We start from the raw sequence: 24,307 nt of genomic DNA on the forward strand, positions 1-24,307 counted from the left end.
GTTTACAATTCCTTCTCATTCCTTTGCGCGGTCGCCCCCTAATTTTGCACATGGCAACAAACTCTCCCCGCAACTTTATCGAGGGCCTCACCTTTGACGACGTACTGCTGGTACCGGCCTACTCCGAAATCCTCCCCCGCTCCGTAGAGATCCGAACCCGCCTCACCCGCGACATCACGCTCAACGTACCGATGCTGTCGGCGGCCATGGACACCGTGACCGAATCGCGCCTTGCGATCGCGTTGGCGCGCGAAGGCGGTATCGGTATTCTTCACAAGAACATGACCATCGAGCAGCAGGCCAACGAAGTGCGCCGCGTAAAGCGGAGCGAGAGCGCCATGATCCTGGATCCGGTCACGCTGCCGACTACCGCAACCATTGGTGATGCCAAGCGCCTCATGCGCGAGTACGGCATCGGGGGCATCCCGGTGGTGGCCGACGGCGGCAAGCTCGCCGGCATTCTCACCAACCGCGACCTGCGCTTCCAGGAAGATAACCAGCGCCCTGTTACGGAGGTGATGACGAAGGAAAATCTGGTTACCGCACCCGAAGGCACCGACCTGAAGAAAGCCGAGGCCATCCTGCGGCAAACTAAGGTGGAAAAGCTGCCGGTGGTGGACAAGGCCGGCAAGCTCGTTGGCCTCATCACCTACCGCGACATCCTGCAGGTGACCTCCTTTCCGAATTCAGCCAAGGACAGTCTGGGCCGCCTGCTCGTTGGCGCGGCCATCGGTGTTACCGAAGACATCCTCGACCGTGTAACGGCCCTGCAGGCGGTTGGTGTCGACGTGGTGGTGCTCGACTCCGCACACGGTCATTCCAAGGGCATCATCGATTCACTGCGAAAAGTAAAATCCGCCTTCCGGCAGCTGCCGGTGATCGCGGGAAATATCGCTACCAGCGAAGGAGCTCTCGCCCTTGCCGAAGCCGGAGCAGATGCGGTAAAAGTGGGTATCGGACCCGGTTCCATCTGCACCACCCGGATCGTCGCCGGCGCGGGCGTGCCGCAGCTGACGGCCATCATGCAGGCACACGCCGCGCTGAAAGACCGCAACATACCGCTCATTGCCGACGGCGGCATCCGCTACACCGGCGATATGGTCAAGGCCCTTGCCGCCGGTGCCGACTGCGTGATGATGGGCTCGATCTTCGCCGGCACGGAGGAAAGCCCCGGTGATACGATCATCTACGAAGGCCGTAAGTTCAAGGAGTACCGCGGCATGGGCTCGCTCGGTGCCATGTCAGTGGGCTCTTCCGACCGCTATTTCCAGGATCCGGAAGCGGATGTAAAGAAGTTCGTTCCCGAAGGCATCGAAGGCCGCGTGGCCTACAAGGGGTCGCTCCGCGAGATCGTGTACCAGTACGTGGGCGGACTGCGTGCGGGTATGGGCTATTGCGGCGCCAAAGACATCAAGGCCCTGCAGGAAGCGACCTTCGTGAAGATCACCAATGCGGGTATGCGCGAAAGCCATGCACACGACGTGGAGATCACGCGGGAAGCCCCGAACTACAGCCGGAAGTAGTAGCACCCGGCCAGCAATACAAAGTCATTCGTTTTCCATGCACCTGGTTTTACGGGCGCCATGCATTTTGTGTTGCCCCTACCGAAAAAATAACCCCCGCAGCGAAGTCCCGGTTGCGCTTGTCTTTTTATTTTTACGTTCCTAACTCTTCAACGATGCGCAACCAACTGCTTGCCGGCCTTTTTGCGGCCACTTCCCTGCTTTCCTGTAAAAAAGATACTGCAACAACCTCGTGCACGCACGACTGCGTAACACTAACGGGGCGTGTTACTACGACCCCGGGCGGCCAGCCCATTGGCGGCGCTACCGTACGCGTGGCAACAATGGCGGGCGCTGATTCGCAGGAGCTGGGGCAGGCGCAGACCGATGCCGACGGACGCTATTCGCTGACCTTTTCACAGCACTTCGGTGGCTTCGGCCCGGCGGTGCTGCTGCATGCCCTACACCCTGATTATATCAGCAACGAGGTTGGCACCGATGAAATAAAATTCCTCACCGGAAGCGACAGCACGGCGACGCTTACGGAAGACATCCACCTGTACCGCAAAGCCAACCTGCAGGTGCACCTGACCACGCAGGGTTACGGCAACGGCGCCATCCTGATGACCGACGTCCGCTTCGGCGCGCCCGGCCCCGGCACCGTCAACCTCGCTGCTTATATCAGTATGAGCCATGCACTCGACACGACCTTCACCCTCAAAACCGCGGCCGATGTGCCCGTGAGCGTGGCGTTCGACGCAGCCGGCCGCAGCTTCCGCGACACGGTGACCATTCCCGCCGGAACAACCCGCCTGCTGCAGGTAGCACTCTGAGCCGGGAGGAGTTTTACATCCGGCCGGCGCTGCGGCCCGGATGTTGCTTTCGAGCCGGTTATGCGCGTCGTTCATTCCTACATCGCCCGCGGCTGGTATATTTCGAAAAACGCAACGGCCATCCTGCTGGGTACGTTTCCAAGCGTGCTGATCCGCGAGGCCTTCGGGCGCATCCGCCCCGACGACGTCGACTTTTTTTACGGCAGCCGCGACAACAACTTCTGGCGTGACCTTGCGGTCATCTATGGATGTCGCCTTGACCAGGAGCGAACGGATACCGCCATCCGGCAGCGCATGCAGTTGCTGGACGATCTTTCCCTCGGCCTCTCCGACGCGATCTTTGCCTGCCACACGCTCGGAAGCGCCATGGATACGGCCTTGCACGAGCTCGAGCTCAACACGCAACTGGTAAGAGACCTTGACAGCCATCCAGCAGTAAGCCGGCTTTACTTCACGTCCTCTTCAGGGAAGGTAAACGCGGAAACGCTGACGCTGCGGATGCTCCGGCAGGAAGGGCGACTGAGCGGGATGAAGATCCTGCAGGAGCGCGGCCCGAAGCGGAGGCAGTTCCTGTTCCGTAGTTCTACGGGACCGGAGCGTCCGATTGAAACCATCACGCTCTATTCGCCATCGCCCCTTGCCGAGCAATGGGGCGCGCTGACAGCCGAAAAGCGTCGGGCGCAATACCGGGCCTGGCTCCCCGCACGCAACACGCGCTGACTACCGACCGAACCTTTTGCATCGCTTGATTCACCGTACAGCTGCCGCGCACCGATCAAGCTCAGCGCGAGCTCCGGATGACAGCGGCATATTTTAAACAGGCAACCGCATTTCTACGGTACCGCGCAGTAGTTATGCATGATTATTGATGGTACATTTTCCTAATGTGACTGTGCGCTCCGTCCCCGCTGGCATGGCCGACTTGCTAACCGTAAAACCTGCCTTATGCACTTCCATGTTCTGGTCCGTACAAACCGACTGACGAACGGACTCTTCCTGGCCCTTGGCCTGCTCATCGTTGCGAACGTGCTGATCTGCCTCCCCTACCTTCACCGCACCGAAGAAATCAAAGGCGTGGCGCGTATCCTCTCGCTCGATGGGGAGCGCAACCTGCCCACGGCCTACAACGTTTTCCTGTTGCTTGCAGACGCCGTACTTCTCTTCGTTCTTGCCGCCCGCGCGGTGCCGAAGGGACTGCTGAAAGCACTGGCATGGCTGACACTTTCGCTGGGCTTTGTACTAATGGGCATGGATGAAGCCTGGACGCTACACGAAGACCTGATTGGCCCGATACGGCAGCGCCTGGGCAACAGGCAGCTGGGCCTTCTGTACTATTCCTGGATCATTCCCGGCCTGGCCGTTGCTGCCGTCGTCGGGCTGGCGTACCTGCGCTTCCTAATGTCGCTTCCGAAACCGACACGCATCGGTTTCGTGCTGTCGGCCTTTATCTACCTGTCGGGCGCGCTGGGCATGGAAGCGCTGGATGGATCGTATTTCGAATCCCATGGCAACAACTTCGTGTATAAGATGCTCACGATCGTTGAAGAAGGCCTGGAGATGTCGGGGCTGATCCTGTTTTGCCGGTATCTTCTTAATTACATCGAGGCGACCTGCGGCAGCATCAGCTTCCGCTTCCGCGTCCCGGCTCCTCCTGCGGAAGTACGCAACCCGCTCGTCCGGCGGGCGCATGTGCCGGGTATCCACCGCAGGGAACACGCTCCCATCGCCCCGTCGCAGATAGTGCGGCGGATCACGCCGGACCGCGAGCGGACTTGAAAGCGCGGGCACAGGTGCATCCGGAAAACAGGTCTGCAATCGGCAGCGCCGATCGCGTACTTTTCGGTTATGGCTTACGACACCCCGCTTGCCGACCGCGTGCGCGAATACCTGTTTGCCGTTCCGGGAATCCGGATCGAGGAAAAGAAAATGTTTTCCGGGCTGGCTTTCCTGGTGAATGGCAAGATGTGCGTCAACATCAGCCGCGACCGGCTCCTAGGCCGATTTGACCCGGTACAGCAGGAAGAGGTAGCCGAGCGACGGGGCTACCGGCCCATGATCATGAAAGGAAAGGAGCTGGCGGGCTATTGCTACGTAGAGCCGGAAGGCTTTCGGACACACAGGGACTTCAGCAGCTGGCTGGAGCTATTCCTGTCGTTCAACGAGCAGGCGAAAGCTTCCCGCAGGAAAAAGTAAGCGGGGAGCGGCGAAAGGGAGACGCAGCGCTGAATGGGCAGGGCCCTGCTTTTCGCTATCTTGCCCGCCGAATGCGAACACTGCTGCGCCGAAGCTTCTTATTCCTGCTGGCATCGATCCTAACCTGCGGCCTCCGGGCCCAGGACAGCTGCCACCTGCGCGTGACCCTGCTCACCTGCAGCCCGGGCAGCGAGCTGTATTCCATCTTCGGCCATACGGCGATCCGCGTGCAGGATGCCGCGCGCGGCAGCGACGAAGTGTATAACTACGGAACCTTTGCTTTCGAAGAAGGCGCGGGCTTCTACCTCAAGTTCATTCGCGGCAAGCTGCCCTATTACCTCGATATCGAATCGTTTCCCGAATTCCTTTACCAGTATCAGGTCGAAGGGCGGAGCGTGCTGGAGCAGGAAGTAGTGCTGGATTGCGCGCGCAAGGAACAGCTGCTGCAGGCGCTCCAGGTCAATGCGCTGCCGGAGAACCGGCAGTACCGCTACGACTTCCTCTTCGACAACTGCACCACGCGCGCGGCGGAGATGATCTACCGGCATGCGCCGGGGACGGTGCAGACCGGTCGCGTTATTCCGGCCGACAGCGCACACGCGCCGACCTTCCGCAACCTCATTCACGAATACCTCGACCGCGGGCGTCAACCCTGGAGCAAGCTTGGCATCGACCTGCTGCTCGGCGCCCGCCTCGACCGGCGCGTTACCAACCGCGAGGCACAATTTCTTCCCGAGAAGCTGCTGCAGGGAATGGAAGGCGCGCAGGCAGGAGGCGGGCCCCTCATGCGCCCCGCGCAGGATGTGCTGCGGATGCCGCCGCTCTCCACCGACCGGCCGCTGTCGCCGCTGCTCGTCTTCAGCTTGCTGCTTGCCCTCGTAGCAGCGCTCTCGTTTGTGCCGGCGCGCGGCGTTCGCGCCGGGCTGGTCGTTTTTGATTTTATCCTTTTCTTCCTCGCGGGTATCGTGGGTGTCGTGTTGCTCTTCATGTGGTTCGGTACGGATCACACTGTTTGCCGCAACAACTGGAACCTGCTCTGGGCGCTGCCTACGCACCTGCTGGCGGCTCCGTTTCTCCGCAGCGAGCGGCGCTGGCTGCATTGGTACCTGCTGGCTACGATCGTCATCAACGCGGCACTTTTATTGGGGTGGATATTTCTGCCGCAGCAATTAAACATCGGCTTCCTTCCGGTTGTCTTACTGCTGCTGATGCGCGCCTGGCTCATCATCCTCAAACCGCACTACCATGCGCCCCACGCAATCGAACCACCGCAGCACTCCTGAGCCCGGCATGCTTCCGCTTGTACTCCTCCATGGCTTCGGCGAAACCGCTGCCATCTGGAGCGAGCAGGCGCCGCTCCGCAATGAGTTCCCCGTACTAACACCCGCGCTTCCCGGCAGCGGAGCGCCCGGCCTGCCGGCTTATTCGCTGGAAGCCCTTGCGGCCTCGGTGCGCGAGCGGCTCGATGCGGAAGGCATCGATCGATGCATTCTTGTTGGCCACAGCATGGGAGGTTATGTTGCGCTTGCATTCGCCGAACGCTGGCCCGAGCGACTCGCGGGGCTCGGCCTTTTTCACTCGACCTCGTTCGCCGACACTGCCGCCAAGATCGAAACGCGGCGGAAGGGAATCGACTTTATCCGCCGTAACGGCGGTACCGCATTTCTACGTACGAGCACAGCCGCCCTCTATGCGGAAGAAACACGCCGCGACCGGCCCGGATTGCTGGAAAAACACCTTGCCGAGGCAACGCAAATCAGCGACGATGCGTTAATAGGATATTACGAAGCAATGATCCAAAGACCCGACCGAGCTCATCTGTTAAGGAATGCCCAAATACCGGTTTTGTTCGTGCTTGGAAGGCAGGACAATGCTGTATCTTTAGCCGACGGGCTAGCCCAGTGCCATATGCCCCGGCTCAGCCAGGTATACCTGCTGGAAAGCGCCGGTCACATGGGAATGCGGGAGTGCCCGGAGCAAGCGAACGAACACCTGAGAACCTACGTGCGTTTAGTTAACCAGCGGACTGCCGCCCGATGAAAAAAAGCATTGCCCTCATTCTAAGCCTTTTCCTGCTGGTGCCGGCCTTCGCCTCGCATCTCAAGGGAGGATTTTTTACCTACCAATACAAGAATACTTCTTCGGGTGTCAACCATTACCGCGTGTTGCTGACGGTGTATATGGCCGCCGAGGCACCGCCCGGGAGCAGCACGCCGCCGGAGCAAAACCCGGGGCAGAACACACCGTCGATCCAGCTCACCGTCTTCAATAACGACAACGGGCAGCGTTATGCCACGCCGACGGCTATCCGCACCATCCAGACCTATATCTCGAAGGCTATCCCGGAGGACTGCATCACCAACCCGCCGGTTGGCAAGTTTTATTTCGTGGTGGTCTACGAGCTCGACGACCTCGCGCTCGATGGCAACACGAACGGGTACACGATCGCCTACCAGCGCTGCTGCCGCATTATCGGCATTTCCAACATCTTCGGCGCCTCGAACGACGTGGGCAACACGTACTCGGTCGTCATCCCCGGCACGCTCAACGGCCCCAACGTGCCGCACAACAGCAGTACGACCTTCCAGCTCAACGATACGGCCATCATCTGCCGCAACAACTACTTCCGTTACTCCTTCCAGGCTACCGACCCCGACGGCGACAGCCTCTCCTACTCGTTCTGTGATGCCTGGACGGGCGCCTCGCAGCAGGATCCCACGCCGGCCATTTCGGACCCGCCGCCCTTTGTTACGATCGCCTACCAGACCGGCTTCGGAGGCACCATTCCGCTGGGGCCACGCGTTTCGATCGACCCGGTGACCGGCCTCATCAGCGGCATCGCGCCCGAAGTGGGTGAGTATGTAGTGACGGTTTGCGTAACCGAATGGAAGAACGGCAGGGCCATCGCCTCCAACCGGAAAGAACTCCACGTAAAGGTGGAAGACTGCACGGCGGTGCGCGCCTCGCTCGAGCCGACCTATGTGAACTGCAAGGATTTCAACGTGCTTTTTTTCAACAATACGCCTTCGGGGGTAAACAGCTCGTTCTGGGACTTCGGCGTGCCGGGCCTCAGCAACGATACCTCGAACCTCCCGTCGGTGCAATACAGCTATCCCGACACAGGGCTGTACTATGTAAAGCTCGTGGTGAACCGGGGTGATCGCTGCGCCGACAGCGCCACGTCGCCGGTGCGGGTGTACCCGGGCTTCTTCCCCGGCTTCCGCTGGCAGGGGATCTGCGCCACGAAGCCCACCAACTTTTTCGACACCACGACAACCCGTTATGGCGCCGTCAATTTCTGGCGCTGGGACTTCGGCGATCCGGCCGTCAGCGACGATACGTCCCGCATCCGGAATCCGCAGTACACGTACCCGGCCCCGGCCACGTACAACGTGCAGCTGATCGTAGGCACCAACAAAGGATGTCTCGATACAGTGCCCTTCCGTGCCGTGACGATCGTTGACAAGCCACCCATCAGCATGCCCTTCCGCGATACCCTGATCTGCCGCGGCGATACGATGCAGCTGGCAGCGGTCGGCTCGGGCACATTCAGCTGGACACCCAACGGGCAGATGATCAACCCGAACTCGCCCAACCCGCTCGTGTGGCCAACGGTCACTACCTGGTACACCGCGCAGCTGAACGACAATGGCTGTATCAACCGCGACTCGGTGCAGGTGCGGGTGGTGAATTTCGTGAGCCTGCGGATGAACCCCGATACGATCATCTGCCTTACCGACTCGGTGCGGCTGGGGGCGACAACTGACGGGCTTCGTTTTGAGTGGACGCCGGCCAACGAGATCGACGATCCTTCACGTCTCGATCCGATGGCCCTTCCGACACAGGCGCTCAACACGTATACGCTTACCGCCCATATCGGCCACTGCAACGCTACCGACGCGATGCGGGTACGCACGGTGCCCTATCCCACGGTGAGCATCAGCGGCGATACCACCATCTGCTTCCGTGCTTCGGTGCAATTGCAGGGAACGACGAACGGACGCTCGTACTTCTGGTCGCCGCTGACCTGGCTGACGAATGCCAACACGCTGACGCCAACGGCACGACCACCGGCGACGACCGCCTACGTACTCACGGTACGCGACTCGCTCAGTGGCTGCCCGAAAACGAAGAGCGATACCGTCGTGGTGCGCGTCATGCCGCGGATCTTCCCGAACGCCGGCAATGACACCATGGTCGTCGCCGGCCAGCCGGTGCAGCTGCACGCCTCGGGTGGCATCCGCTACCAGTGGCTTCCGTCGACCGGGCTCAATGCCGCCGACACATCCGACCCCATCGGCTTTTACGACGTCGATCCCGAATACATCCATTATGTCGTTCGCGTATACGACTCCCTCAATTGCGTCGACTCCGCCCGGCTGACCGTCCGCGTGTTCCGCACCGAGCCTTCGATCTTTGTGCCGACGGCCTTTACCCCGAACGGCGACGGCCGCAACGACATCGTTCGCCCGATCGCCGTGGGTATGCGCAGCATCGAATATTTCCGCATCTACAACCGCTGGGGCGAGCTTGTCTTCGAAACAACCGTCAACGGGGCGGGCTGGGATGGGCGCATCAACGGCAAAGACCAGGGCACCAATGTATTCGTGTGGGTGGTCAAGGCCGTCGACTTTACCGGCAAGCCCTATTTTGCCAAAGGCACGGTGACGCTTATCCGGTAAGGAACAGCAGAACAAGGAACAAGGAATTATGAATAATGAAGGGAAGTTTGAACAAGACTTCCCTTTGATATTCAGACTTCGCCCTTATTTCTGACTTCTGCATTCCTTGTTCCCTGTTCGTCCGTTCCCTAGCTTCGCCCCATGAACAAAACCGTCTTCATCACCGGCGCCAGCTCGGGTTTCGGGGCTGCCTGCGCCCGGATCTTTGCAGAAAACGGCTATCGCCTGATCCTCAACGGCCGGCGCCGCGAGCGCCTCGAGCAGGCGGCCCGCGACCTGGGCGACCGCTACGGCGCCTCCTGCTTCCTCCTCCCCTTCGACGTCCGCGACCGCGCCGCCGTGCTGGCTGCCGTCGCAACCCTGCCCGAAAAATGGCAGTCGATCGACGTGCTGGTCAACAACGCCGGCCTTGCCCTGGGCCGCGACAAATTCCAGGACGCCTCCCTCGACGACTGGGACACGATGCTCGATACCAATGTAAAAGGATTGCTGTACGTGTCGCGCGCGGTACTGCCGTTCATGCTTTCCCGCAAGCGTGGCCATATCATCAACCTCGGCTCCGTGGCCGGCAAGGAAGTGTATGAGCGTGGCAACGTGTATTGCGCCAGCAAATTCGCCGTCGAAGCGCTCAACCGCTCCATGCGAATCGACCTGCTCACCGAGGGCATCAAGGTAACCGGTATCCACCCGGGTGCGGCAGAGACCGAGTTCTCGCTGGTGCGCTTCAAGGGCGATGCGGAGACTGCCGGAAGTGTCTATAAGGGCTTCCAGCCCCTGTCGGCCGAGGACGTGGCCTCGGTGATCTATTATACCACAACGCTGCCGCCGCACGTATGCATCAACGACCTCGTGCTCACCTGCACGGCCCAGGCCGACGCGATTTATTTTCACAAGCAGGCATCCGTCAACAGCTGAAAATCGTCTCTTACTGCAGAGCAGCTCCTCCGGCGTTTCTGTTAAAACAAACGGCGGAAGCCGCATTTCACCGAAAAGTGCCCCGGGAGCCCATCCGGCAGGGCTAATTTTATGACATACGTAAACCAACCCGTCCTACCGTAATGAAGCACCTGGCACTTGCCCTGTCTACCGTCCTGATTTCGGCCGCCGCCCTGGCCCAGGCGCCCGGCAGCGCTCCCCTCGACCCGACCATTTCCCGACAGGCCGACAGCCTGCGCGCACTCTATATCAAAAACGGGTTTATCCTGATGAAGGAGAACGCGCTGACGATGGAGAGCCAGTACGAATTTCCCGTGATGGTGCCGCTCAAGGCCGGTACGATCTACCAGTTCGTGTTTATCGGCGAAATGAGCTCCCGTCTCTACGAGGTGCGGATGTACGACGAGGCCGAGAAGCAGGTGTTTTACAAGAAGCACATGTGGGGCGATATCGACGGCAACATCATCGCCTATCCTTATACGCCGCAGCATAACGAATACCACTTGATGCGGGTGCTGCAGATCAACAAGCAGAAAAAGAAAGACCTCTCGGGCTACGTAATGCTCTTTCGCCGCACCCACAGCGCACTGGAGCTGGAAGAGCAGGCCGAGCGGATGAAGGCTCCCAAATCCGAAGCGCCGCCCGCAGCCGCTACCGACAGCGTGCCCGCCGCCGCAGCACCCCGCAGCGATACGACCACTAAGAAGAAAAACCACTACGACCAGTACCTCACCGGGAACTAAAATCAAGGCTCTTAAAGGTTCTGATAGTTCTCAGGGTTTTTCAGGTTATTGATAGCAACACATAATAGAAACGGGCCGCAATGCGGCCCGTTTCTATTATCATTCCCTGTGAGCGGTTTTCATCAACCTTCAGAACCATCAAGACCTTCCAAAACCTCTCTGAACCTTTCTGAACGTTCTTAAGGTGTCAGGGAGATCCGGATCTGGACGCCGCCCCTTGTGGTGCTCATCGGCGCCGTGGTGGCGAGTTTCGGAATCACCTTGTTGTTTTCGAAATACAGCTTCACGTTGATGCGGTTGTTGAGCACATAGTCGATCGTGGGTGAGAAGCGCACCACCTTCTGACCGGCGGCCGGGTAAGCGGTGCTTTGGTCGAGCTTCGTGTTGGCGGTGGCGTCGTCGCGGAGGCTGAAGTCGAAGCGGAAGGTCACATCGTTATCGAGCTTCTTGCCGCTCTTGCCGATCCGAACGTTGCTCAGGAACGGCACCCCGCGCTTGCGCCAGTTGAGCCCGATGGTGTACTCGGTGGAGCGGTTCTCGGCAAGCTGGTAGTCGGTGAGGCTGAGGCTGAGCGTCCGGCTTTTCTTGTATTCCACGCGGGTCGACAGCTGGTTGGAGAAGGTCATGTCCACCTCCAGCAGCGGGTCGAAGCGCTCGTCGATGGTGACGTTCGGAACCAGGAAATACGGTACGAAGGCATCGCGGCCGGCACTGTTGTCGATGAACTGCGGGTAGCCCACGTGCAGCGGGTCGAGGAAGAGCAGCGAGGTGTTGAACTGGTTCATCCCGAGCGTGCTGTGGTAGCCGTGGCGCAGCGTCACATTGGTAAAGATCCTATCGAGCCCCGGCAGTCGCGACAGGCCGCTGTACGACACGCTCCAGTTCGGCTTCGGGATAAAGCCCGAGAAGGGATTGGAGCGCAGGTTGGCGTTGCTGTTCTTGATTGTGGACACCTTCATGGGGTCCTTGCCCGTGTACGCCGCAACGAAGGCCGGGATGATCACATCCTGCGCATAGCGGCCGTAGCCGATCACATAGCCGTCGCTCGAGAGGTTGTTGGGGTTGGCGTAGGGGTTCTCGGTTCCCAGGCGCTGCGACAGGATCCGGCGGTAGGACTCGAAGGTCTTGAAGGTTTCCGACACCTGGTTGGGATCGAATTTCGTGAACAGCGTTTTGTACGAGATGAACGAGATGCTGAACGAGCCGGCCGCATAGGGGTTCACACGCGCCAGCGGGCCGCTGCCGGTGCTGGTCGTATCCTTATAGAGCTCGGAATAGTTCTTCTCGAACGACTTATCCCAGGTCACATCAACAATGAAATCGCGGAAAGGCTGCACCTGCGCGGTGATCGAAAGCTTCTGGCTATAGCGTTGCTGGATAAGCTCGTTAAACAGCTTGCTGCGCGTCAGCAGGCCGCGGTCGCCGAGAAGGTTGATGTCGTTGGTGTCGGGCTGGTAGCCGAGGATGTATTTCCAGCCCGGTGCATTGCTGCGGAAGTTCATCCCGAGGTGCTCGGAGCTGTCGAGGTAGCCCGGGAGCAGCGTACCGGCGTCGGCGGTGTACTGCACACCCACGCGCTTCAGCGAGGTGGCAAGCCCAAGGAGGATGCGCGGGAGCGTACCGATGTTGCCGGGCTGGGCCGCGGGCCGCGGCTGCTGGCGCTGCGTCGAATCACCCTTCCCGGTTGCCGGATTCGGGCGCTGGCGCGGCTGTCCCTGCGTGGCGTACATCGTGCGGAGAAACTTCACCTTATTATACAGCTGGTCGAAGTTGAAGGTCGTGTTCACGTTCTTGGTCTGGCCGTTGAGCAGCTTGTTGCCGAGGTTGTCGGAGCCGATGCGCGCCAGCAGCGAGTTGGCGATCCACTCGTAACGGGCCGTGTAGGAAACCGTAGCCTGCGTCCAATCGAGCAGCGGGAACTTGGCCGTGGGCAGGTTGTAGGTCATCGTGCCCGTTTGCGAATAGTGCGTCGTCCGTCCACCGTTCCAGAAGTTGCGCTTCACGGTATCGCGCTGCTCTTTGGTAAGACGGCCATACGGTTCATCCACCACGGCGTTGTTCACGGCGCTGTAGTCGAGCAGCAGCGAGCGCGTGAGGTCCCAGCGAAGTGTATAGTAGCGGTCGTAGGTAAAGCGCTTGTCGTAGGTTTCCGGAAGCTTGTAGTCGTCGCCGCCCACGTTGCGGGGGCGCAGGGCGCCGAACTGGCGGAACACGTCGGCGCGGAACCCGAACTGCGGCTTGTAGTTGAAGTTGAAGTCGCGGATAAAGGCCAGCCAGGGCGAGCGCGAGCGAACGAGCTTCTTGAGCGGCTCCACGTATTTCGGCTGCGGCGCGAAGTTGTAGCCTACGGCACCGCGCGTGCGCTTGATATCGTCCTCCTCGATGATCGGGTTCGAGTGGGTTTGGTGCGTGAAGGAGTAATTGAGGCTGATGTTCGAAATATCCCAGGGCTGCGTCGGCTTGCCGTTGGTCTTGCGCTTGCGCACGTTGGTGAAGTTCACGGTCTTGATCGTCGTCTGGTCCACCGCGTTGTTGCGGATCGAGTCGCGCTGCTCTTTGGGCGAATCGTTCAGCTTCTCTTTGAGCTTAATGTCGAGGTCGTAGGGATCGTACTCGGGCGTGGCGACGGCCTTCGTAACACCCACGTATACGGGGATGTCGAGCGCGGCTTTTTTCGGAACGAGCTTGCCGAGGTCGAGGTTGGCGGCGATATCGTACTGGTGGAAGTCTTCGCGGGCCCGCTCGTTAACGCGCTGCTCGAGGGTACCAAATCCTTTTGTCTTCACCGAGCCGGCCATCGAGAAGGTGCCGAGGTCGGCGAGGCGCACATCGACGCGGCCCAGCGCGGCATAGGCGCCCTGCTCGTCGAGACGCGACAGGCGCAGCTCGTTGAACCACACTTCGGCGCACACTGGCTCGTTCTTCCGGTTCTGCACGCCCAGCAGGATGCCGCGCACTTCGCCCAGGTTGGGGTTGCCGATGATCGAATAGAACTTGCCGTTAAGCGTGGTGCTGTAGTAGGTGGACGGCGACCAGCCGGCTTTGTTGCGCGACATCTTCACCGTGGCGAGATCGTCGAGGGTGAGCTCGAGGTTGTTGATATCCGGCCAGATCCGGTCCGGATCGGTCGAACCCCAGGGCGTGATCTTCAGCGGGATCTTGATTTCGTAATAGTTGCTTACGAAGTCGGAGCCGATGCGGATCACCGCGTTCAGCTCCCCGTCGCGGATGTTGGTGCCGGGCACTGCATTGTCCTCGGCGTGCACGAACATCGACAGGCTGCCGTACTGGCGCAGGTCCATGTTGAGCGTCTTGAACACACCGCGTGTATCGTTCGGCTGCAGGCCGCAGGTTTTCACGCTGAGCGCCTGCTCGTTCTGGAGCAGCTGCACGTTGTTGTTGGAAAGCTGCTGCTGGCGCTCGATGCCCGGCGGGGTGCGGTAGGGTATCGGCGTACGCTGGTCGTTCTCCTCCAGGTTAACGGCCAGTGCTTCGATGGACGTAGTCGTATTGACCGGGGGGCGAACGTTGCCGATCGTATCGATCTCGTTGGTGAACTTGCGCCACTGGTTGCGCACGAGCTCCAGCTTACCGAAGCGGGTCACGATCGAACTGTCGAAGCCGGTGAGGAACATCCGGATAAATCGGATCGACTTGAAGTCGGGGATGTTCGGCGTCTTATAGTAATAGCTCTGGATCGGAATGCGGAAGAGGTACCAGCTTTCGGAGCGGGTGCTGCCGTCGGCGAGTTTCACGCTCACCGTGCGCTTGTCGGTAATGTAGTTGGTGCCGACGAGCATGTTGGGCTCGAGACGCACGTGGTACTGGAAATAAGCCTCGTTCTCGTTGAGGGTGTTGTCGCGGTTCAGCTCCTCCTGGTCGGGGTACAGCGTGAAGGCCGAGGAGAACTGGTCGGCGTTGTTGGCCACGGGCGAGTTGCCCTGCGGGTTGTTGATATTCTTATAGCGCTCGAGGATGCCGGTATTGTCGCCGAAGGCGGCATCGCGGTAGTGGCGGAAGTTGTCGTTCGACGGGTCGGCCTGCGCCTGCTGGACCGCGGTGCTGCTGACGCCGGCGGTCTGCAGCTGCTGGATGTAAGGGGCAAACTTGCGTTGCTCCGCGGTATCGGGGAGGCCGTCGAAGCCCACGTCCTGGAAGGGTCGGTCGGCAGGATCGTTGGAGAAGGCGTTGGTCACCTGCTGCGGGTTGCGCGGCACGCGGCCCCAGGCTGTTTCATCGGTGAGGATATTCGGCGTGGAGGCGGTGGGCAGGCCGTTCTCGAACTGGCGGCGGCCGTCGCGGAGCACGTCTTCCGAAATGTTACCGAGGTTGAAGTACAGGTCGCCGCCGTTGCTCGTCGCACGGTTGATGAAGGGATCCTGCATCCAGAACTCGATGAACTCGATGTTGCCTGTTTCGAAGTCGGTCTGGTCGATGGAGCGCATGATGCCGCCCCAGGCGCGGGCCGGTGTACGGAGGCCGTTGGTTGCCGTCACCGAAGTGGTATTGTAGTTATACGGTCCCTTTTCTTTCGGGTAGTAGGCGAGGTCGAAGGTGGTGAGGATGCCCTGGCCCACGTCGAGGGTGCGCTTCGGGAAGATCTCGTTCTGGAACACCTGGCGCACTTCGGGCTTGGAGAGCTCGGTGAGGTTGCGCTGCAGCGGGTTGTTGGCGTTGCTCTTTTCCTGCAGCACCGGCTCGATGTTGTACCAGGCAAGCTTCGCGCGGTTGTCGTTGTAGCGGAGGTCGTCGCTGAGGCTGCCTTCGGGAAGCAGCGGTGCGCCGTTGACGTCGCGGGCGCCCTGCGGCGTGGAGGCCAGCGTCCAGCTCGAAAGCGGGAAGCGCAGGTCGATGGCCGAGCGCGTGCCTTCGAAGTCATCGATGTAGATAACGCCCTCGTTGCCCTTGCCGATCTGCGGGGCGTGGCCCGGCTGCAGGTAGGCGGCTTCACCGTAAGCCGTTATCCCCGACATCGCCTTCGTACTATAAAAAGGCAGCTTGTCGAGAAGGCGCGAGAGGCGCGGGATGTCTTTGCGGTAGTCGAAGTCGACGCCGTACATGGTGTTGCGGATCGGGTCTTCGCCGTACTGCTGCTTGGTGAAGAAAGGCCGCTCGCTGAGACGTACGAGTGTACCACCGAGGGTCAGGTGCTTGTTGGCGAGGTAGTCGAGGCGCAGGGCCATGTAGTTGCGCTGCTGCAACCCGAAGGTTGCGTTGTTCTCGAACTGTATTTGTACGGGAATGCCGCTCTGGATGATGGCGGGGTTGATCACGTGGAGCGTGCCGAGGTCGTAGTTGATCTCGTAGTCGACGCCTTCCTGCAGCACGCGGCCGCCGGCCACCGCCGTCACGGAGCCGCGCGGGATGTTGAAGCCAAGCTGGTAGTCGACGTTATTGGCCTGCTTCGATTTGCCCACCAGCTTGAAGCGGTTCAGGTTGGCATAGGTCTGGGCTATGGCCTTGATGGTATCGTACAGCGGGTAATAGAGGTAGTGGTTGCGGATGCTGTCGGGCGCCTGCGGCGGGCCGTCCTTGAATACGTAGGCAAGGTCGCTGCCAAAGGGCTCGAGCACGGGGAAGATGATCCGGCTCTGCGCCGACACCACGGTGATTCCTTCGATATAGTCGAACACACCATTGGGCTGCGGGTCGTTGTTGTTGTTGAGGCGGTCGAGGCGAAGCAGCTGCAGCAGCGGTACACCCACGTAGGGCGGGCGCACGGTCGGTGTGATGCCGGCAACGGTGTCGGCGAGCGGGAGGTAGCGCTTCTCGCCGAGCGAGGGCTGCTCGTATACGACGTCAAGCTTGAAATCTTCACGCTGCAGAGCGCCGTAGCCCACCGTGTACACGTTCTTCATCATCAGCTTCCAGATCGGAAGCCCGGGGCGCTGCGAGGTGGCCTTCAGCATTTTCAGGAAGAGCACCTTCTGCGAGTTGCCCGTCGAGTCCGGCGGAATATCCTGCGAGAATTCACCCACCTGGAAGCGTTTGCCGTTGTAGGTATACTCATAGGCAACACCGAGCACTTCGTCGGGGAGCAGGGGCTGGTTGAGCGAGAGGTAGCCGAGCTGCGTATTAAAGGTATAGTCGCTGGGAAGCAGCTTGCGGGCGAAGGTCTTTTCAAAGTCCTGCACCGGCTGGAGGCCGAGGCCTACGAGCGAGGTACTGGCGGTGGAGGAGTTGCGGGCGCCGGGCGTGTTGATCAGGGCGGTGTACAGCGGGCCGTTGCCGTTGGCCGGCAGGCCGGTATTGGGGTTGGCGCTGCCGAAGGGCGTTGCCTCACCGAGGTTCATCAGCGCCACGATGTCGCGGGTGTTGGTGGTGGCGCCGGTGCGGTTTGTCACCCACACTTCCACGCGGGTGATCTGCACGTTGCTTTTCACCACGGGCAGGTTCGACAGGGCGTCATTGTAGGTAAGGCGGAAATACTGTCCGAGCAGAAAGTGGCGGTTCTCCTCGTATTCGTCGGCGCGGATGGCGAAGGGCGCCGTGGCGGCCGAACCCTGGAGGTTGCTGCTTTGCCGCTGCGAGCGCTGGTTGGCCAGCACGCCCGTTACGAACAGCTTGCCGAACTGGAGCTGCGACTTGATGCCGAACAGCGACTGGGCGCCCGGGATGAGGGTACCCTTCGAGGTGAAGTTGACGTTACCGGCCTGGAGCAGCTTGAGCATCTCGTCGCTCTTGCCCTGGTAATCGAGCTTCAGCTGGTTCTCGAAGTCGAAGTTTGCCTGGGTGTTGTAGTTGATGGGAAGCTTGATCTTGTCGCCGATCTGGGCATCCACCTGCATCTGGGCGTTCATCTGGAAGTCGAAGCCCCCGTTGCGGCGGGCCCGCTCGGGCAGGGTGGGATTATTGATCTTCTGGCCCTGGTAGCCGGCGGCGATATCGACATAGCCCGAGGGGTTGATCGACACCTTGCCGTTGCCGGTGATGCGGTTTACCCAGTCTTTGGAGAAGCCGAAGCTGGGGCGGGCCTTACGGTTATTGAGTGAAAAGAGCGTGTTGGCGCGGCGGCGGAAGTATTCCTGCTCGTCGCGGCGGGCCTGCAGGCTTTGGAACTCCGACATCGAGAAGGTCATCGGCGTGCGGTAGTAGTGGTTGCCGATCTTTTCAACGATATAGTATTGCTTCGTTTTGGGATCGTACTCCACGTTGCGCTTCACGAAGGCCGTGTCGCGGAGGTCGAAGGGGTTCCGGTTGTTGTAGTTGTAGGGGTCGCCGCGGCGGTCCTGGATCGGGTAGCGGAGCGAGTCTTTACCGGGAATGGAATCGGTTTGCTGGAAATCGGATCCGGCGGTGCCGGTACGCGCGAACAGCGGGGCGCTCCCGGCAATAAGCAGGAGGGCCGGGAGTAGCCAACGCGCAATCAGTTTATGTCGACGGTTCAAGCGGTTTTCTCAGTCAATTAGCGTGATCAATGGGGGTCTGGGCAACAGGTACAGTCGGTTTTTTACAGGCTTTGGAGGGCTTTTTTGATAACGTCCTCCACGCTCTGGTCGGGGTTTTGACCCACGACCTTGCGCACGGCGGCGTCGGCAGCGGCGCGGGCAATGCCGAGCGCTACCAGCGCATTTAACGCATCGGTTTCCAAACTATTGCCTTTCCAGGGCGATATATTTTGGGCGGCGCCCCCGGCTTCCACGGGGTTTTTGACCAGCTTTTCGCGGAGTTCGAGCACGATGCGCTCGGCGGTCTTGCGGCCGATACCTTTCACGCGCTCCAGCTGGCGGGCGTCGCCGTTGGCGATGGCGCGGCCCAGCTCGTCGGGCTTCAGGTACGACAGCATTACACGGGCCGTTGTGGCGCCGACGCCCGAAACGCCAAGCAGTAACCGAAACAGCTCCCGCTCCCCTTCCTCGGCAAACCCGTACAGGATATGGGCATCCTCGCGCACCAGCAGGTGGGTGTAGAGAATTCCCTTCTCCAGGTCCTGGATGGCGGAGTAGGTATGGAGGCTCACATGCACTTCGTAGCCCACGCCCGCCACGTCCACATAAACCGACGCGGGGGTTTTGCGCACGAAGTCTCCTTTCAGAAATGCGATCATACCCGCGAATATATGGGGAAACAGGCGGCCCGTGTTAGGTTTTGGGGGTTTTGGAGGTTTTGAAGGTTTTGAAGGTTGGGTAAGCCCCTACTTCTTAGTCAGGCGGCGGAAACGAGGACCTCTGATCTCGCTCCCTTGCAGGTATATAATAAGGCCAAAAATCGCCTTGCCGGTGCGCGCGACCAACAATTGCAAGCTATCCAATTCCTTTTCGTCTATGTATGTACGATCGAAGATGCGGTAGACCTGCGACTTTGTTTCCGCGCAGGAGCCATGCGCTACCTCCAGGAATTGTATAAATTCGGCATTCCCGCCTCGGCCAAAACCCTCCGCGATATTGTCCATAATGGCCCCAGCTGCGGCACGGACCTGGTCGCGCAACTTGAATTCGCGGCCCAACGGCGTGGTAACGATAATCCGGTCAATCTCCTTGCATAGCTGCCGTGCGAGCTGCCATGCAATAATGTCTTCTATCCGCTTGAACGTAGCCATATCCAAAGCTATTTACCGCCGTAGACAAGAAGGGGTACAGCAGCGTGCTTTTTTCCCCGCCAGGCTTTGCTTTTTTCCGGTGCCGGCAGGGTTGTTTTCACCAACATTTACCGGGCTGCCGAAGCACCGATGCAGCGCAACCTCCAAGGCCGCGCGCCTTAAAAAACCTCGAAAACCTCCAAAACCTCCAAAACCCTTTTGATTTACCTTTGGCCCCTATGATCCAGAAAATCAACGCCGCCATCACCGCCGTTGGCGGTTATGTTCCCGATACGAAGCTCACCAATGCCGACCTGGAAAAGATGGTGGATACCACCGACGAGTGGATCCGCACCCGCACCGGCATCGAGGAGCGCCGCATCCTGAAGGGCGAAGGACTCGCCACCTCCGACATGTGCGTGCCCGTGATCCAGCAGATCTGCGAGAAGCGCGGTATCTCCCCGGAGGAGATCGACTGCATCATCGTGGCCACGGTAACCCCCGACATGGTGTTCCCGGCCACGGCCAACATCGCCGCCGACAAGGCCGGCGCCAAGAACGCCTGGGGCTTCGACCTCGAGGCCGCCTGCTCGGGCTTCCTCTTCGCCCTCACTACCGGCGCCGCCCTCATAGAGAGCCGCCGCTATAAAAAGGTCGTGATCATCGGCGCCGACAAGATGAGCGCCATTGTCGATTACAGCGACCGCCAGACCTGCATCATCTTCGGCGACGGCGCCGGCGGCGTGCTGCTGGAGCCGAACCACGAGGGCTACGGGATCCTCGACTCGCTGCTCAAATCCGACGGCTCGGGCCGCCAGCACCTCCGCATGAAAGCCGGCGGATCCCTCCGCCCGCCCAGCGCCGAGACCGTGGCCAACAAAGAGCACGTTATCTACCAGGAAGGACAGGTGGTGTTCAAGTTTGCCGTTAAAGGCATGGCCGACGTAAGCGCCGAACTCCTCGAGCGCAATAACATGACGGGCGACGACATCGCCTGGCTGGTGCCGCACCAGGCCAACAAGCGCATCATCGACGCCACCGCCGACCGCATCGGCCTGTCGCACGACAAGGTGATGCTCAACATCCAGAAGTTCGGCAACACCACGGCCGCCACCATTCCCCTTTGCCTGTGGGAGTGGAAGAACCGGCTCAATAAAGGCGACAACATCGTGCTCGCGGCATTCGGCGGCGGGTTTACGTGGGGCGCTACGCTGGTGAAGTGGGCGTATTAAAACAAGTTTGGAGTTTGTGGTTTGTAGTTGCGCGATGCATGGAAACGAATACAAAAAGCACCCGGAAAGGGGTGCTTTTTTTTGTATGGGTTAGGGAAGATGAATTCCAATAGCTTGACTCCGATTGCCGAAGGCCGCGTCAGATCCCCCAGGCGAGCTGCGGGGCCGGGACGTAGTCGCTCGGTGCCGCTGCCATTTCTGTAGCCGGAAGGAGCGCGTCAGCCCCGCCGAGGTAAAAGAGTTGTAACGTATGATCGAGGCGGATCACCAGCCGCTCGCCGGCGCCATTGAAAAGCAGGAAGTCTTCTTCCTGTGCAGGCAGGCGAAAGCCATACCGGCGCTCCAGTAGCGTCATGGTCGCGGCTATGGCCGCAGCACCGGTGATGACCTGCTGCAGCAGCGCAAGACGCCCGTTGCGGAAATGGCAAATATGTTGTGTTGCGCTGCCCCCGCTGCCGTAAAGGACTACCTCGCAGAAGTCGTTGTGCTGCACATACAGGGGCATCCCCAGGCGGAGCGCCACACGCAGCGGGTGGCTGCCCACGCGCAGGCCCGGCGGCTGCAGGGGCTGGTTGCAGGCATGTCGGAACGGAAAGGAGCCGCTCAGCGCCCGGTACAGTACCGGCAAGTCGTAGCCGATAACGCTCTCGTAAAAGCTGCGCCGGCACACAGGTGCCAGCAGGCGCGCGGGATGGAGGCGAGAAAGTGTGGACGTGATCATAGGAATGGGATGGACACTAATCTACTCCACCTCGCGGATTCGGGCGAGCACTTCGGGCACAGCTTCGAAAAATCAGGGGAAAACCGCTAGCCTGGCCTAATGAAGCTATCTGGTTTTGCAGCGGCAACGGGCGCACAACTGCCTTTTTGCAAACAAACCTTCAAAACAAGATCCTATCCTGGTTGCCTTCCGGTTCCTGAATCAGCAAACCATTCTAAACCTCCCGAAACCCTTCTAAACCTCCCTGTTTTGTTCCCGCGCATACACCCACGCCCACGCAATCAACAGTATTTGTACGGGCAGGCGCAACAGCGCGCCCCAAAGCCGCGGATGCCCTTGGTGGTAATAGTTGATCGCCATCTGCACGTTGGCGGGAAATACGGCAATCAGCAAAAGGATCAGCCCCCAGGCCGACCAGCGGCGCGTGAGCCGGAACAGGATTCCGAGGCCAAGCAGGATCTCCGCCAAACCGCTGAGGGCAACGAGCGCTTCGTGCGCCGGCAGCCAGGGCGGCATGATGGCGACATAGGGGGCGGGATGCCAGAAGTGGTTGATCCCGGCTGCGATATACCCCAGCGCCATCAGCGTGCGGAAAAAAACATACATGGCGCCAAGATACAGGCGGGCCGCCCGCTTCCGCTGCCCTACACGTGCTCCCTCCTTCTGGCCAGGGGCGGTTGCCCGGCGCCGGGCGCTACTTCCAATCGCTTCACGATACGCACGCCCGTCCAGCGGTCGTGCGGCAGCACGCGCCGGCGCGCCAGCAACAGGTACACGAGCAGCAGCGGCCCCGTTGCCGCGAGCAGCCAGCGGCACAGCGTGCGGAACAGGCTTCGGCCAAAGGATATCCGCAGCAGGCCATCACCGGGGTAAAGGCGCAACCCGAACAGTGCCTTGCCGGGAGAGGCCAGCGTAGTACCCGACTCGAAGAAGAGGAACCAGGCCAGGAACAGGGCGCTTCCAAGCAGGACGAACGTGCTGTAGTGCAGCTGGTAGGAAAAGCCCGGGTACCGGAAAGTACCCAGGACATTCTCACTGCGGTCGACGGCAAAACGGCGACCGAGGGTGGCCGTCAGCAACTGCAACAGCCAGGCGTCGACGAGGAAGGCGGCGCCGCGGCGGAAAAGGGAAGCATAACGCATAGACTACTCTTTTTTATAAAGAATGGAATTTAACCCCACAAGGCTCCAGCCCGGCACCGACCTGTCGATCCTGTACGTGCCCTTCTCCACCTGGTACCACAATCCGTCTTCTCCCTGGACGGGATTGCTGTCGGTAACGATGAAGCTCACCACATCGTCGGGCCTGAGGCCGTTGCTGTCGGCAAAGCGCTTCACCAGTTCCTCCCGTGGGCACCCTGCAAAGCTGGAATCCGGGAAGGACGATTCCATGGGTTTTTTCCCATTGAATCCTGTTTTTTTCCCGCCCACTTCGACCGCGTTGATTTCGGCTGCTGCCGCATTTTGTCGCAATTGCCCCGCCGAGAATCGGGGCGAAAAGAATAGGTTTGGCAAAAGAACAGATCATGCAAACGCATACCATCCCCTACATCAATTTCAACGGTGAAGCCCGTGCCGCGCTGGAGTTTTACAAGGACTGCTTCGGCGGCGAGCTACAGCTGCTCGAGATCGGCTCCTCCCCCATGGCGCAGCATTTTCCGCCCGAAGCGCATACCCGCATCATGCACGGCCAGCTGAATAACGGCGCCTTCGTGCTCATGGGCTCCGATTTGACACCGCCGCCGTACACCGCCGGCAACAATTTCGCCGTCATGGTTGCCTGCGCTACCGAAGACGAATGCCGCCGCTACTTCGACAAGCTGTCCGACGGCGGACACGTATACGACTCGCTCAAGATGCAATTCTGGGGCGCGCTCTTCGGCGTCGTTACCGATCGCTTCGGTGTACGCTGGAGCATCGGCTGGGACCCGAAGACAGCGGGGTAGCAGAGAAGAAACGACAAGTCATTAAGGGCTCGTTGCCGCAATGTTTCCTGGTGCTATAAATGAAAAAGCACGACCGTCAGTCGTGCTTTTTTCAATGCAGCGAGCTTGCGCTCAATACACCTGCTTCAGGATCTCGCGGTGACTGCGTTCAACGAGCGGCTTGAATTGCGCGTACCATTTTTGCCAGCCGGGCTGGCTCATATTGCCGCCGAGACGTTGCTCGTATTCGCCAAGACTGTTGAAGCCTTTTTCGAGTATGAGCCGGTAGGCATCGCCGGTAAAGTCTGTGAACACACGCGTAACGGAGTCGTTGGGGATAAGACCCTTGTCCACGGCATCGACCATCAGCTCCTTGGCTTCGCGGAACATGCCGAAGCGCAGGTGGAACGCATCGCGCACGGTATACGTGGTTCGCGTGTGTCCATCCGACGACTGCGCCCCGAGTGACTGCAATCCCTCTTTGAGATCCAGGAACGCGCGAATCTCGGAGATGAGGCCGTCGCGCAGCGTGTACGCCGCCTGTACGGGAATCGCCACTTCCTTACCGGTTGCCGCGATGCCATTGAATTCGCCGATGTGGCGGCCGCGGATGAAGCCTTCCATCATAGCCTGGTTGTCGTGCGCAAAGAGAAGGTGCACTTCCAGGTGCGCATCAAAGCTTACGTGGTACACCTGCTGCAATGCCGCACTCACCTCGGTGCGCCCGCGGTGCACCTGGCCGGTGGTACGATTACGGAAAACAACATCTTCGGTAAGATACCGGGCATCGTGTGTGGCCAGGTAGTCCTGTAGGTTGTGCAGTACGTCGGGCTTGACATCCTGCAACACGGAGGTTTCGTTCATAGCTGTATCGTTTGAAGGTTAAAAAATCGAACAACTATTTCAGAGGGTACACGATGGTTCGGGGGAAAGGACTGGGCAGGCTCTGAAGGTACGAACGGACCGCAGCCTCTTTCCGGAAAAAGCGGGTCGATTTTCGGCAAGTGCCGTTGTAGCTTTTTT

The 24,307-nt window shown here is 60.1% G+C and carries 20 protein-coding genes; 12 read left to right on the forward strand and 8 right to left on the reverse strand.

What is annotated here, in order from left to right; all coding sequences use genetic code 11:
• The first annotated feature begins 50 nt into the window (after positions 1 to 50).
• The 10 genes from guaB to ACYU7Z_RS08085 all read left to right on the forward strand — a co-directional run bounded on the left by guaB (position 51) and on the right by ACYU7Z_RS08085 (position 10,889).
• Entirely contained in the window at positions 51 to 1,523 is a 1,473-nt protein-coding gene (gene guaB / locus ACYU7Z_RS08040; protein ID WP_460569201.1) for an IMP dehydrogenase, read from the forward strand.
• Positions 1,524 to 1,678: 155 nt separating this feature from the next.
• The gene (locus ACYU7Z_RS08045; protein ID WP_460569203.1) at positions 1,679 to 2,335 is read left to right on the forward strand and encodes a peptidase associated/transthyretin-like domain-containing protein; all 657 of its coding nucleotides are present in this window, start codon (positions 1,679 to 1,681) and stop codon (positions 2,333 to 2,335) included.
• A 60-nt stretch (positions 2,336 to 2,395) separates the two neighbouring features.
• A complete protein-coding gene (locus tag ACYU7Z_RS08050; protein ID WP_460569205.1) occupies positions 2,396 to 3,055 on the forward strand; it encodes a uracil-DNA glycosylase family protein in 660 nt (219 codons plus the stop codon).
• Positions 3,056 to 3,280: 225 nt separating this feature from the next.
• A complete protein-coding gene (locus ACYU7Z_RS08055) occupies positions 3,281 to 4,111 on the forward strand; it encodes a hypothetical protein (protein WP_460569207.1) in 831 nt (276 codons plus the stop codon).
• Between the two features lie 69 nt (positions 4,112 to 4,180).
• The gene (locus ACYU7Z_RS08060; RefSeq protein ID WP_460569209.1) at positions 4,181 to 4,528 is read left to right on the forward strand and encodes a TfoX/Sxy family protein; all 348 of its coding nucleotides are present in this window, start codon (positions 4,181 to 4,183) and stop codon (positions 4,526 to 4,528) included.
• A gap of 71 nt (positions 4,529 to 4,599) precedes the next feature.
• Positions 4,600 to 5,811, forward strand: coding sequence for an Lnb N-terminal periplasmic domain-containing protein (locus tag ACYU7Z_RS08065; RefSeq protein ID WP_460569211.1), 1,212 nt, complete (start codon positions 4,600 to 4,602; stop codon positions 5,809 to 5,811).
• Complete coding sequence (locus tag ACYU7Z_RS08070; protein ID WP_460569213.1) at positions 5,774 to 6,568, forward strand: alpha/beta fold hydrolase; 795 nt, start codon at positions 5,774 to 5,776, stop codon at positions 6,566 to 6,568. Before ACYU7Z_RS08065 ends, ACYU7Z_RS08070 begins: the two co-directional genes overlap by 38 nt.
• Positions 6,565 to 9,210, forward strand: coding sequence for a PKD domain-containing protein (locus tag ACYU7Z_RS08075; protein WP_460569215.1), 2,646 nt, complete (start codon positions 6,565 to 6,567; stop codon positions 9,208 to 9,210). Before ACYU7Z_RS08070 ends, ACYU7Z_RS08075 begins: the two co-directional genes overlap by 4 nt.
• Before the next feature lie 141 nt (positions 9,211 to 9,351).
• Entirely contained in the window at positions 9,352 to 10,125 is a 774-nt protein-coding gene (locus tag ACYU7Z_RS08080; RefSeq protein ID WP_460569217.1) for a Rossmann-fold NAD(P)-binding domain-containing protein, read from the forward strand.
• A 143-nt stretch (positions 10,126 to 10,268) separates the two neighbouring features.
• Positions 10,269 to 10,889, forward strand: a complete 621-nt coding sequence (locus ACYU7Z_RS08085) for a hypothetical protein (protein WP_460569220.1) — start codon at positions 10,269 to 10,271, stop codon at positions 10,887 to 10,889.
• 179 nt (positions 10,890 to 11,068) lie between these two features.
• Here ACYU7Z_RS08085 and sov read toward each other — a convergent pair whose 3' ends face one another.
• The 3 genes from sov to ACYU7Z_RS08100 form a co-directional block, all read right to left on the reverse strand.
• A complete protein-coding gene (sov, locus tag ACYU7Z_RS08090) occupies positions 11,069 to 18,277 on the reverse strand; it encodes a cell surface protein SprA (protein WP_460569222.1) in 7,209 nt (2,402 codons plus the stop codon).
• A 62-nt stretch (positions 18,278 to 18,339) separates the two neighbouring features.
• Positions 18,340 to 18,936 carry a Holliday junction branch migration protein RuvA gene (ruvA, locus tag ACYU7Z_RS08095; RefSeq protein ID WP_460569224.1) on the reverse strand — a complete coding sequence of 199 codons (597 nt, stop codon included), beginning with the start codon at positions 18,934 to 18,936 and terminating at the stop codon, positions 18,340 to 18,342.
• A gap of 87 nt (positions 18,937 to 19,023) precedes the next feature.
• The gene (locus ACYU7Z_RS08100; RefSeq protein ID WP_460569226.1) at positions 19,024 to 19,428 is read right to left on the reverse strand and encodes a four helix bundle protein; all 405 of its coding nucleotides are present in this window, start codon (positions 19,426 to 19,428) and stop codon (positions 19,024 to 19,026) included.
• 218 nt (positions 19,429 to 19,646) lie between these two features.
• On the opposite strand from ACYU7Z_RS08100, the gene ACYU7Z_RS08105 reads away from it, so the two are divergent.
• A complete protein-coding gene (locus ACYU7Z_RS08105; RefSeq protein ID WP_460569228.1) occupies positions 19,647 to 20,639 on the forward strand; it encodes a beta-ketoacyl-ACP synthase III in 993 nt (330 codons plus the stop codon).
• A 139-nt stretch (positions 20,640 to 20,778) separates the two neighbouring features.
• Here the strand turns inward: ACYU7Z_RS08105 and ACYU7Z_RS08110 are convergent, their stop codons facing one another.
• The 4 genes from ACYU7Z_RS08110 to ACYU7Z_RS08125 all read right to left on the reverse strand — a co-directional run bounded on the left by ACYU7Z_RS08110 (position 20,779) and on the right by ACYU7Z_RS08125 (position 22,751).
• Positions 20,779 to 21,360 (reverse strand): hypothetical protein, encoded by a 582-nt coding sequence (locus tag ACYU7Z_RS08110; protein ID WP_460569230.1) that lies wholly within the window; start codon positions 21,358 to 21,360, stop codon positions 20,779 to 20,781.
• 234 nt (positions 21,361 to 21,594) lie between these two features.
• Entirely contained in the window at positions 21,595 to 21,966 is a 372-nt protein-coding gene (locus ACYU7Z_RS08115; protein WP_460569232.1) for a DoxX family protein, read from the reverse strand.
• Positions 21,967 to 22,004: 38 nt separating this feature from the next.
• On the reverse strand, positions 22,005 to 22,502 hold the full coding sequence (locus ACYU7Z_RS08120) for an RDD family protein (RefSeq protein WP_460569234.1): 498 nt from the start codon (positions 22,500 to 22,502) through the stop codon (positions 22,005 to 22,007).
• 3 nt (positions 22,503 to 22,505) lie between these two features.
• Positions 22,506 to 22,751, reverse strand: a complete 246-nt coding sequence (locus ACYU7Z_RS08125) for a hypothetical protein (protein WP_460569236.1) — start codon at positions 22,749 to 22,751, stop codon at positions 22,506 to 22,508.
• 116 nt (positions 22,752 to 22,867) lie between these two features.
• Here ACYU7Z_RS08125 and ACYU7Z_RS08130 point away from each other — a divergent pair, with 116 nt between their 5' ends.
• On the forward strand, positions 22,868 to 23,305 hold the full coding sequence (locus tag ACYU7Z_RS08130; RefSeq protein ID WP_460569238.1) for a VOC family protein: 438 nt from the start codon (positions 22,868 to 22,870) through the stop codon (positions 23,303 to 23,305).
• A gap of 111 nt (positions 23,306 to 23,416) precedes the next feature.
• Here the strand turns inward: ACYU7Z_RS08130 and ACYU7Z_RS08135 are convergent, their stop codons facing one another.
• Complete coding sequence (locus tag ACYU7Z_RS08135) at positions 23,417 to 24,148, reverse strand: ester cyclase (RefSeq protein WP_460569240.1); 732 nt, start codon at positions 24,146 to 24,148, stop codon at positions 23,417 to 23,419.
• Between the last annotated feature and the right edge of the window lie 159 nt (positions 24,149 to 24,307).

It is taken from the genome of Flaviaestuariibacter terrae (assembly GCF_054777635.1).